Origin of the sequence: Aminicella lysinilytica (genome assembly GCF_004362975.1) — a bacterium.
In the GTDB taxonomy this organism is placed as follows: Bacteria; Bacillota; Clostridia; order Peptostreptococcales; family Anaerovoracaceae; genus Aminicella; species Aminicella lysinilytica.
On record NZ_SNXO01000015.1, the window covers coordinates 10,857 to 23,431 of the forward strand.

8 protein-coding genes are annotated in these 12,575 nt (G+C 37.8%); all 8 read left to right on the forward strand.

What is annotated here, in order from left to right:
• The first annotated feature begins 14 nt into the window (after positions 1-14).
• On the forward strand, positions 15-7,286 hold the full coding sequence (locus tag EV211_RS11195; protein WP_133528360.1) for a helicase-related protein: 7,272 nt from the start codon (positions 15-17) through the stop codon (positions 7,284-7,286).
• Entirely contained in the window at positions 7,267-7,413 is a 147-nt protein-coding gene (locus EV211_RS10690; RefSeq protein ID WP_166635377.1) for a hypothetical protein, read from the forward strand. The genes EV211_RS11195 and EV211_RS10690 overlap by 20 nt, the downstream gene beginning before the upstream one ends.
• 12 nt (positions 7,414-7,425) lie before the next feature.
• A complete protein-coding gene (locus tag EV211_RS05170) occupies positions 7,426-8,376 on the forward strand; it encodes a DUF5688 family protein (RefSeq protein WP_133528361.1) in 951 nt (316 codons plus the stop codon).
• 12 nt (positions 8,377-8,388) lie between these two features.
• Entirely contained in the window at positions 8,389-9,354 is a 966-nt protein-coding gene (locus EV211_RS05175; protein ID WP_133528362.1) for a DUF3991 and toprim domain-containing protein, read from the forward strand.
• Positions 9,351-9,956 carry a DUF3846 domain-containing protein gene (locus EV211_RS05180; RefSeq protein ID WP_133528363.1) on the forward strand — a complete coding sequence of 202 codons (606 nt, stop codon included), beginning with the start codon at positions 9,351-9,353 and terminating at the stop codon, positions 9,954-9,956. Before EV211_RS05175 ends, EV211_RS05180 begins: the two co-directional genes overlap by 4 nt.
• Positions 9,957-10,089: 133 nt before the next feature.
• On the forward strand, positions 10,090-10,431 hold the full coding sequence (locus EV211_RS05185) for a plasmid mobilization protein (protein ID WP_133528364.1): 342 nt from the start codon (positions 10,090-10,092) through the stop codon (positions 10,429-10,431).
• Positions 10,422-11,786, forward strand: coding sequence for a relaxase/mobilization nuclease domain-containing protein (locus tag EV211_RS05190; RefSeq protein ID WP_133528365.1), 1,365 nt, complete (start codon positions 10,422-10,424; stop codon positions 11,784-11,786). Before EV211_RS05185 ends, EV211_RS05190 begins: the two co-directional genes overlap by 10 nt.
• Positions 11,770-12,573 carry a PcfB family protein gene (locus EV211_RS05195; protein WP_133528366.1) on the forward strand — a complete coding sequence of 268 codons (804 nt, stop codon included), beginning with the start codon at positions 11,770-11,772 and terminating at the stop codon, positions 12,571-12,573. The genes EV211_RS05190 and EV211_RS05195 overlap by 17 nt, the downstream gene beginning before the upstream one ends.
• Positions 12,574-12,575 lie beyond the last annotated feature (2 nt).

Genomic DNA, 12,575 nt, shown 5'->3' on the forward strand with positions numbered 1-12,575 from the left:
GAGGTGAGAAATAAATGGCAAGAAAATACGACCTAATTTCAGAGCTTTATGAAAGAACTTGCTTTTCAATAACAGAAAATCCATTGAATTGGGAGAGCTTTCTTAAAACTGCTGGGAAAAATTTCAGACTTCGATTTGATGAGCAGCTTTTGATATTTGCTCAACGACCTGACGCAACAGCAGTTCTTGAAATTGAAAAGTGGAATAAAACATTTGGAAGATGGGTCAATAGAGGAGCAACAGGAATTGCTGTTTTTGAGGATTTTACACGAAAACGCCAACGACTAACTCATTATTTTGATATATCTGATACCCACGCCAGCAGGTACGCTAGACCCGTTCCTCTGTGGACAATGAATACGCAATATGAGAAAGAAGTAATCGAAACACTGGAAAATACCTTCGGCGGAGTGAATGACACGACTGACTTTGCAAAGGTAATTATGGAAAGTGTAAATAATGCAGTAGATGATAATATTGACGATTACTTATCTGATTTTGATAGTGTTATATTAGGCAGTGATATGGAATATTTCTCCGATGACGAAAGAAAAGCGATGTATGTCACTCTCGTAAAAAACAGTGTTGCATATATGATGATGAGTAGGCTTGATATTGATGCAGATAAGTATTACTCCAAAGAAGATTTTAGTGCTATTAAGAATTTTAATTCTCAAGATACACTTAATGCTATCGGATTTGCTACAAGTGATATAGCAGAGATGGGACTTATGCCAGTCAGCAGAACAATCAATGCTTGTAATAGAGAAAATCGCATAATTGAAAGAAATCATCAATCTGATTACAATAAAGACAATCAAAATACGGAAAGGAGCATTGTCAATGAAACAGATAGAATACACAATGGTGGGCGATTACAACCTGCCGAATCTAGCACTTCCAGAGCAACCAGAAGTAATGCTGGGGAAATGGTCGCAGATGAGAAAAGAATATCTGAAGAATCACCACAAGATTCTATATTACAATCTTTTAACGAAGGGGAAAATGACAGAACATCTGGCACAGATACAGCAAAGAGCGATGGAACTGGAAGAATCCCTAGTGAAGAAGATGTCCATAGAAATGGGACTTACAGAGGAAATGAAAGCAACGGATATGATAAAATGGGTACAGATGATGAACAATCTCCGTCAGTCAGCTCAGGAAATCGTGAAGGAACAAGTAATATACGCTTAGATGAAAAAGCGTTACCATCCGTAAATGAACAATTAGAATTATTTGAGAAAGCAGAGGAAAATAAAGCCTCTGTTTTTTCTATTCCGCAGGAAGTAATAGACGCTACTTTAATCAGTGGTTCAGGTTTTGAAAATGGAAAAATGCGAATCTATGAGCAGTTCCAAAAGAGCTTATCAACAAAGGAAAATGCGGATTTTTTAAAGAATGAATATGGTGTTGGTGGTTCTTCTCACGCAGGAGGTAATAGTGGATATGGGCAAGACCACAATGCCAAAGGAATTGATATTCACAAAGGGTATAGCGAGAATCGACCTCATATTTTGCTTAACTGGACACAGGTGGCAAAACGAATTGAAGTGCTAATTGCTAACGACAGATACCTTAATGATAAAGAAAAGGAACAATATCCTGATTGGCTTTATGAACAAGAAACAAAACGAGCCGAGATATTAGAGCAAAAAAGGAATCGTGAAATCCTGAATACAGCTCCATCAATGAATGAAGATATTATCGGCAAGGAAGTTACTATTGAGGGAACGACCTTTGTAATTGAGAGGTACTCTGAAGATAGTGGTGATGTATCTATGTGTCCTACGGTGGGGTATCCCATCAATCGAGTAGAGAAGATTGAGTTTGTTCGCCAGTTCTTAGAAGTTCCTACTGCTTATGATAAGGTGGAAATGAAACCTGATATAACTTCTGAGTATGAATATCATCTTGGAGACGCAGTGTATATTGGCAGTGAAAAGTACGAAATATTATCCTTTGACGATGAAAGGGTAATGCTTTACGACTATGAAATGCCTCTGTTTAATAAGGAGTTTACAAGGGAGGATTTTGATAACAAGGTCAGAGAGAATCCGTTGAATGACTTCTTGATAGTTACAGAAAATGAGCTAGATGATGAGCCAGACATTGCACAGCGTTTGGTTAGATTTTTGAAGGACTATGACCATTATGAATATCAAGACAACTTAGAGATTGGCGATACAGATGATGATGTTATAGAAAATGTCAGAAACAATCTGAATGACGGTAATTATATATCTGGTATCAAAGAGTTCTTATCAGGAGAACTTGATGAGTTAAAAAGAGAAAGCCCAGAGAGGGCAACAATCGAAAAGCTACTATCAGACTTAGCTCCATATGAACAATCAGATGAAGTACAAGCTGAACCTATAGCAGTTGAAACGGAGGTTGAGACAGCACCAACACCAATTACTCCTGCTTGGGAACAAAAGAAGCGTACTAGAGTGCAGAGTTTTGACTTGCATCCAGATATTGCAATGAGTAAGAGAAACACTTTTGATTTGAGAAACCATCCTGTAGAGGAAGTGACTAAAAAAGAACGCTTCCGAAGAAATATTATGGCAATTCAGCTTGTGAAAAAATGTGAAGATGAAAATAGATTTGCCACTCCAGAGGAACAAGAAGTTTTGTCGAAATATGTCGGATGGGGCGGACTGTCTGAAGCTTTTGATGATAGAAACTCAGGCTGGGGTACAGAATATCTTGAACTGAAAACAGTTCTTTCACCAGAAGAATATGCTGCTGCAAGAGAAAGTACTCTAACAGCTTTTTATACTCCTCCTGCTGTAACAAGTGCTATTTATAAAGCAATGGAACAGATGGGATTTAAGGAGGGAAATCTATTAGAGCCATCGTGTGGTATTGGAAATTTTATTGGTATGTTGCCTAAATCAATGGAAGATACAAAGATTTATGGAGTTGAATTAGATAAAATTTCAGCAATGATTGCACAGCAACTTTATCAGAAATCATCAATAGCAGCACAAGGATTTGAAGATGTGAATGTACCAGATAGCTTCTTTGATGGTGTAGTTGGCAATGTTCCTTTTGGAGATTTCAAGGTCTTAGATAAAAGATATGATAAGCATAATTTCCTTATTCACGATTATTTCTTTGCGAAATCTCTCGACAAACTTCGACCAGGTGGGGTTATGGCTCTCGTTACCAGCAAAGGAACAATGGATAAAGAAAACAGCAAAGTTCGTAAGTATATCGCACAAAGGGCAGAACTTCTTGGAGCTGTTAGACTACCTAATAATACTTTTAAAGGTAATGCAGGAACAGAAGTGGTATCAGATATTTTGTTCTTACAGAAGCGAGATAGAATCATTGATATTGAACCTGAATGGGTACAACTTGATACCACTGAAGAAGGAATTAAAATGAATTCTTACTTCGTCACTCATCCAGAGATGATACTTGGTGAGATGAAAATGGTGTCAGGAAGATTTGGAATGGAAGCAACTTGTGAGCCATATGAGAATGCTGATTTAGAAATACAGCTTTACGAAGCAGTAGAGAATATACACGCAGAGATTTTGGACTATGAAATAGAAGATGATTTAGAGGAAGATAATTCTATTCCAGCAGACCCGACTGTTCGTAATTTCTCTTATACTATTCTTGATGATGAAATCTATTTTAGAGAGAATTCAAGAATGAATCCAGTAGAAGTATCAGCAACAGCACAGAACAGAAGAAAGGGTATGATAGGTATTCGTGAGGCAGTAAGAACACTTATTGAAATGCAAACGGAAGATTATCCTGAGGCAGAAATAAAGATTGCTCAGGCTACGCTTAACAATCGTTATGATTCATACACCAAAAAGTATGGACTTATCAATAGCAGAGCAAATACTTCTGCATTTGGTGATGACAGTTCTTATTCTTTATTATCAGCACTTGAAATTATTAACGAGAATGGGGAGCTTGAACGCAAGGCTGATATGTTCTATAAACGCACGATTAAACCTCATACACCAGTAACCGAAGTAGATACTGCAAGTGAAGCATTAGCTGTGTCAATGGGTGAAAAAGCCTGCATTGATATGGAGTATATGCAAGGACTACTAGGCAAGTCAGAAGAAGAAATATATAACGACCTGAAAGGAACGATTTTCCTAAATCCTATGTATGGATATTCTGATTCAAGTGAACGAAAGTATGTTATGGCAGATGAATATTTATCTGGAAATGTTAGAGAAAAGTTAGATATTGCCCATAGAACAGCACAGCTTTATCCAGAAGATTATGCGATAAATGTTGAAGCTTTAGAGAAAGTACAGCCAAAGGATTTGACTGCAAGTGAAATATCAGTTCGTCTGGGTGCTACTTGGTTGCCACCAGAAATCGTACAGCAATATATTTTCGAGTTTTTGGAAACACCAAGATACTCTCAGTGGAATATAAAAGTTCACTTCTCCGAATTTACAAGTGAATGGAATATTGAGGGTAAGTCTTATGACAGAGGAAATGTAAAAGCTAACAGTACTTACGGTACAAGCCGAATAAACGCATATAAGATAATGGAGGAAACTCTGAACCTAAAAGATGTGCGTATTTTTGATTATATTGAAGATGAGGAAGGAAAGAAAAAGGCTGTTCTAAATAAGAAAGAAACTGCAATTGCACAAGCAAAGCAGGAGCTTATCAAACAAGGATTCGTAGATTGGATTTGGTCAGAGCCTACCCGAAGGGAACGGCTTACTAAGTTATATAATGAAAAATTCAATTCAATCAGACCTAGAGAATATGATGGAAGTCATATAATTTTCAATGGTATGAATCCAGAAATTGATTTAAGAGAACATCAAAGAAATGCAGTGGCTCATATCCTTTATGGAGGAAATACTTTATTAGCTCACGCAGTAGGAGCTGGAAAAACCTTTGAAATGGTTGCAGCTTCTCAGGAATCAAAAAGGCTGGGACTTTGCAATAAATCCCTTTTCGTAGTACCAAATCACCTGACGGAGCAATGGGCGGCAGAGTATTTGCAGCTTTACCCGGCAGCTAATATTTTGGTTGCAACAAAGAAAGATTTTGAGACAAAGAATCGCAAGAAATTCTGTGGGAGAATTGCAACTGGAGATTATGACGCAGTTATTATCGGGCATAGTCAATTTGAAAAAATACCGATGTCTATTGAAAGGCAAAAGGCAATTTTACAGCAGCAAGTTGATGAACTGACAGATGGAATCATAGAACTAAAGCGTAATCGTGGAGAAAAATTTACGATAAAACAGCTTGAAAAATCAAAGAAATCCATAAATCAGAAACTGGAAAAACTGAATGACCAAAGCAGAAAAGACGATGTTGTGACTTTTGAAGAATTAGGAGTAGATAGGCTCTTTATTGATGAGAGTCATTACTATAAAAATTTATTCCTCTATACAAAGATGAGAAATGTAGGAGGGATTGCACAAACGGAAGCACAGAAATCCTCTGACTTATTTATGAAGTGTCGTTATCTTGATGAGATAACGGGAGGGCGAGGAACGGTATTTGCTACTGGAACGCCTATATCAAATTCGATGGTGGAACTATATACCATACAAAGATATTTGCAGTATGGAACACTTGTAAAAAACAATTTGCAACACTTTGATGCTTGGGCAAGTACCTTTGGAGAAACAGTTACTGCGGTTGAATTAACACCTGAAGGAACTGGATATAGAGCAAAAACAAGGTTCGCAAAATTTTATAACCTGCCAGAGCTTATGGCAATGTTCAAAGAGGTTGCTGATATAAAAACAGCAGATATGCTTAATCTTCCAGTACCAGAAGCGAAGTATCATAATATAGCAGTTAAGCCATCTGAAATGCAAAAAGAAATGGTAGAATCACTGGCAGAAAGAGCCGAGAAGGTTCGAGGCGGTGGTGTGGATTCCAGCGTTGATAATATGCTGAAAATCACAAAAGATGGTCGTAAACTTGCCCTCGACCAAAGAATGCTGAATGAGATGTTACCAGACTTTGAAGATAGTAAGATTAACGCCTGCGTTGAAAATATCTATCGAATCTGGAATGAAACCTCAGAAAAGAAATCAGCACAGTTGGTATTTTGCGACCTTTCAACACCGAAAAATGACGGTAGTTTCTCTGTTTATAATGACATTAGAAAGAAGCTGATTGAAAGAGGAATACCTGAAAAAGAAGTACGATTTATTCACGAAGCCGATACAGATATGAAGAAAAAGGAACTATTTCAAAAAACACGAAAAGGAGAAGTTAGAGTCCTTCTTGGCTCAACGCAGAAGATGGGAGCAGGAACAAATGTGCAGGATAAATTAGTTGCACTGCACGATGTAGATTGTCCCTGGAGACCTTCAGATTTGGAACAAAGAAGTGGTCGTATCATAAGGCAGGGTAATGAAAATCCAGAGGTAAATATCTATCGTTATGTAACAGAGCAGACCTTTGATGCATACCTTTATCAGCTTGTAGAAGGGAAACAGAAATTCGCAAGCCAGATTATGACAAGCAAATCTCCAGTACGCTGTGCAGAGGATATTGATGAAACTGCATTATCTTATGCAGAAATAAAAATGCTTGCAACTGGTAATCCCTATATCAAAGAAAAGATGGATTTAGATATTCAGGTACAGAAATTGAAGCTACTAAAATCTAATTTCCTTTCCGAGAAGTATAGATTAGAGGACAAAATAATTAAGTTTTATCCTCAGAGAATTACTACTTTGGAAACACGAATTGAAGGATTAAAAAAAGATGTTATAACAGCAAAGGAAAACCCGAAGCCAGTAGATGACCGTTTTGTCGGTATGAAGGTTTCGGGTATTTTTTATGCAGAAAAAGCAGAAGCAGGAAAAGCAATCATTGAAGCTTGTAAATCAATGACAAGTCCTGACCCCATTCCGTTAGGAGAGTATAGAGGATACAAGACGGAGCTGCTATTCAATACCGTAGAGCGAAATTATGAAGTGAAGCTAAAGGGAGAAACAAGTCGAAATGTGTCGCTTGGAGAAGACCCGCTTGGAAATATCATAAGACTGGATAATGGGATAGATAAGTTCGCTGAAACACTTTCGGCTTGTGAATATGAGCTTGAAAACACCCAAAATCAGTTTGAAACTGCTAAGCAGGAAGTAGAAAAACCATTTGTCCACGAGGAAGATTTAAAAGGAAAACTTGCAAGATTAGATGAACTCAACATTCTTCTGAATATGGATAAAACAGAAAATGAAATTGTTGGAGGAGAGCCTGATGAGGGCGATTCTAACACCCTTAGGAAAGAAAAAACAAATGAGCGAGATAGTCGCTAGAAAGCAGGTAATTATGAAAAAAGACAAAATCACTTATGAGTGTCAGGAAAGAGACAGCAAAAAAGATTTAAGACGTTATCGTCTGTATGCTCAGAAAATGAAGAACAAAAAAGACTTAAGAAAGTAGAGGGAAAAGACTATGGATTACAGAGAATTTATAAATGAAATCAGGGAAAATATCTTAGATTTTATGCCGCCAGAGTATGGCACTGCCGAAGTTAGAGTAGATGGAGTAATGAAGAATAACAGCGTTATGAAGCAGGGACTATCTATTCATAAGGATGGAGCAGTCATTACACCGAAGCTATATTTGGAGGACTTTTTTCAGTCATATGAGAATGGAATTTCAATGGAAGATGTATGCTCCCGCATTGCAAATGAGTATGTAAAACATACCATTGACGATAAGACTTTTAGTGCAGAATCCATTATGGATTTTGAAAAGGCAAAGAATAATATCACAACAAAGGTAGTTTGTGCAAAAAACAATAAGAGCCTGCTTCGTGACAGACCATCTACAAAATTAGATGATTTGGCAGTAGTGTATCAAGTGGAAGTTGGCATTACACAAATTGGCAAATGTACAACACCGATAACAAATGAAATTATGAGAAGCTGGGGTGTTACAGTAAATGATATTCACAAAACTGCGGTGGATAATACAGAAAGATTAAATCCATCGAGGCTCATTGCAATGGAATCCGTAATATTTGGCACTGAGGAAAACTTCCTAGAAGAAGGCAAGCCTTATGAACAGTGTGCAATGATGATTTTGACAAATGAGAATAAAATGGGAGGAGCAGCGGTACTTGCCAATCCAGATACACTTGGAAAAGTGTCAGAGGTTATCAATGATAGCTTCTATATCTTACCCTCATCTGTCCACGAGGTTATAGTGATACCAAAGGAAGTGGCAAGAGAAATGGGTATGACACCAAAGGAACTTGGAGAAATGGTGCGTGATGTGAATGCTCAGGAAGTTAGCAGAGAGGAACGCTTATCTGACCATATCTATGAATTTGATAAGGATAAAAAATCTCTTGAAACTGTGAAAGAATCCAAAGAAAAGACAAAAGATTTGGAAAGATAGGAAGGTGAGCATATGCCATATATCCCACCAGAAGTTATTACGGAAGCCAAGAGAATGGACCTGCTTACCTATCTTAAAAACTATGAGCCAAGTGAAATTGTAAAGCTGTCTGGGAATAATTATTCCACCAAAGAACACGATAGTTTAAAAATCTCTAACGGTAAATGGATGTGGTGGAGCAGAGGAATTGGGGGCAAATCTGCCCTCGATTTCCTTATTAAAGTAAGAGGACTCAATTTTATAGAGGCAGTGGAAACCATTATGGGCAATGTGTCTGTGTGCAGTCCTACTTATGAAATTCTTCAGAAGGATTATGAAGATAGACCTTTACTTTTACCAGAGAAAAGTCCTACCAATGGCGTTGCTACAGAATATTTGTTTAAGCGTGGAATTGATTATGAAATCATCAATTACTGTTTGGACAGAGATTTGATTATGGAGTCGCTACCCTATCACAATGTAGTTTTCGTTGGATACGATGAGAACAAAGAAGCAAAATATGGTGCATATCGGGCGACCAATGGTAAACGTATTATGGGTGATTGTTCGGGAAGTAAAAAGGAATACTCTTTCCGCTTAATAGGCGGGAACGACAATGTTCTCCATCTATTTGAGTGTGCTATTGACCTACTATCATATGCGACCTTGTGTAAGTTAGGTGGCAAAAACTGGCGTGATATGAACCTCGTTTCTTTGTCAGGCGTGTATTCGCCAAAGAAAAATATAGAGGAAAGCAAAGTGCCAGTCACAGTAGAAAAGTTCTTAGAAGAACATAAGGGTACTCGCAGTATCGTTCTTCATTTTGATAACGATATTGCAGGAAGAAAGGCAACGCAGGGATTAAAAGCAGTGTTGCAAAGTGAGTATAAAGTCGTTGATAAACCACCTTTAAAGGGAAAGGACTTCAACGACTTTCTTTGTATCCGAATGAATATAAATCAAAACAAATTCAAAGAGGAAAGGAAGGAGTACAGATGAATGTAGAACAAATAAAGGAAACTTATACTGAGGGAATGACCATTGTTCTTGAAGAAATGAAAGGTGAAAAAACAATGCCTGATGGACTTCGTGGGACAGTAAAATTTGTTGATGATGTAGGACAGATTCATATGAATTGGGAAAATGGAAGCTCTCTTGCGTTAAATATTGAGGAAGATAAATTCTTTACAATGGAGGAGAAAAAGATGATTTCAGTAATATTAGTAGAGCCTGGAAAGTATCCAAAGAAGATTGATATTGAAGATTCCTTAGAAGCAATGCAGGAAGTTGTCGGTGGTTATATTGAAGAATATATGCCATTTGATGATGATGTAGCGATTGTTTGTAATGAAAAAGGAAAGATGAATGGAGCTGAGCTTAATCGGGCTGTATACGATAAAGATGGTGAGTTGATGGACATTGTGGCAGGCAAATTCTTTTTGTGCTATGCGCCGATTGAAAGCGAAACATTTCAGAGTCTGCCAAAGGATATGGAGAATAAATACAGAGAAAAGTTCAGGTTTCCAGAGAGATTTTTCAAGCAAAATGATGAGATTAAGGTAGTTCCTTATAAGCCTATAAACAAGGAAATGGAACGATAAAATTCAGAAATTGGGGGCAACCAAGAAAGTCTGTATATTCTTAGCGAGCAGACCATTTGGATAACCACAGTTTCCAAACGGTAAATACTCGTTAGGGGTTGCCCCTAATACCCCAAGAAAGGAACTTGATAATATGAGAAAGAGAAATATTCAAAAGATTGTAAGATTTAATCGCAGTGAAGCACAGGATTTACAGAGGAAATCCAAGAAAACGTGTATGAGCGAAGCAGGTCTGATTAGGCTTCTGATTAAAGGTTACGAGCCGAAAGAAAAACCAGATGAAAGATTCTTCGATACAATGAGAGAGTTATCGGCTATTGGAAATAACATTAACCAGCTTGCAATTAAAGCCAATGCACTTGAATTTGTAGATGCAGTAATGCTGAAGAAGGAAGCAGAGCGTTGGCATAAGTTCCAAGCTGATGTGGAACAAGTATTTCTTCGCCCTGATAAAAGTAATATGAAATGGCAGTAAGTAAACTCTGGTCTGTTTCTACTAATTTGGAGCGTGTGATTGAATATGCAGCGAATCCAGAAAAGACATCAGCAAAAGTATATAGTGAAGAACAATATCAAGCTCTTGCTGATGTTTTATCCTATGCAAAAGATGAGGAGAAAACAGAGCAGGAGTTTTATGTTGAAGGGATAAACTGTAATCCAATCACAGCTCGTGACCAATTTGTAACTACAAAGGAGCTGTTCGGTAAAACGGAAGGGATTCAAGCATACCACGCATACCTTAGTTTTAAAGAACAGAATATTACGCCAGAGATGGCACAAAGAATAGGAATGGAATTTGCAAAAGAGGTGTGGGGAAAGAAATTTCAGGTTGTGGTTACCACTCATCTGAATACCAAACATCTACACTGCCACTTTGTAATAAACTCGGTATCGTTTCTTGATGGAAAGAGATTATGGGGTGAAGAAAAAGCGTGGTTTAAATTCAGACTTGTAGCGGATAGAATTTGTGAAAAATATGGATTGTACTTTAATCCGAATCCCAATAGGAGCAAACAAAATTCCTATTACTATAAGCAGGAGCAGGCAGGAATGCCAACCAGATATTCTATGGTTAGAAGTGCCATTGATGAAGCGATTGCTCACAGCACCAATCTCAAAACATTTGAGTACAATCTCACGCAGATGGGATACACACACTGTCTAAGCGAGAGCAGAAAATACTGGACAGTCATTCCAAAAGGATACAGTAGGCCAATAAGACTTAAAAATCTTGGAGAACAATACAGTGAGGAAGCGATAAAACGAAGGCTTATCGAGAATCAAAGGCTTCAGATACTTCCATTTTCAAGTGGAAGTGGAAAGCAATATAATCTTCCAACCAGAGGAGATAAAATCAAAAAAAAGAGTGGTATGTATCGCTTGTATCTTTACTATTGCTACAAGTTAGGATATTTACCCAAATATAAGAAACCAGATACAAATAAGCTTCACTATCTTTTGAGAGAAGATTTATTGAAGCTGGATAAAATTTCAGAGGAGGCAAGGCTGCTTGGTCGTGAGAATATCTCGACAGATAAGCAGCTTTTCTCATATAAAGAATCCGTTATGGGAGAGATTTCAAAACTGACTGATGATAGAACGCACCTGCGAAAAATGATGAGAAGAAAAATAAGTGACGATGAGCTATCAAAAGTCAAAGATGAAGTTTCGACAATAACCGACAAAATACGACTGCTCCGTAAGGAAGTAAAAACTTGTGAAAGTATTGCCGAAAGGTCAAAGGTGATGGAATATAACTTATCACAAGACAGAAAGCCAGAGCAGAAGAACAAAAGGAAGGAGAAAGAAACCTATGAACAACGGTGGTGACGCAGCGGAACAAATTGTTAGATTATCCCTTGAAGGGGTAGAAGTAGCTGCTAAATTAAGTGGTTCAGCCGCAAAGAATATTGCCATTCTTTTGGCTTCCGTATTAAAGCAGGAAGCAAGTCAGGCGAACAAGACAAGAGGAAAAGCAAGACTTACCAATATGATTAAATCAGGTAAAGAATTAAAAGTGTTTTCCATTTCAAATAAAGACCTGAAAATATTTACGGAACAGGCAAAGAGGTATGGAGTTTTGTACTGCGTGCTTCGAGAAAAAAATACGAAGGGAGACAATGCTCCTGTAGATATTATTGCTCGTGCAGAAGACGCTTCTAAAATTCAGCGTATTGTAGAAAGATTTGACTTTAATACGGTTGAGAAAGCTTCTGTTATTGCGGAAGCACAAAAGGAGCAAGCCGATAGACAGAGCGTGGCAAAGGAAATGCCTACGAAGTCCAAAAATGAAATTATTATGGAGGAGGCAGTCAGAAAGCCAATGCAAAAGGAGGGACAGTCTCAGTCAAACCCCTCTGTTGCCAAGACGGACAAAAACCCTCCGTCAAGGCAAAGCTCAGAGCAGGTAGATATGCTCTCTGACAAGGGTGTTGCTGGCAAGGATACAAAACCATCTGTTAAGGAGAAACTTGACAGATATAAGGCAAAAGCAAACCAGCAAAAGGAATCAGAACGCAAAACACCTGAGATTGATAAGCCAAAATCCACAACAAAAAATGCACAGACAGTGCATACGCAGCCAAAACCTAAAGTGAAAAAATCAAAAGAGAGGTAGCC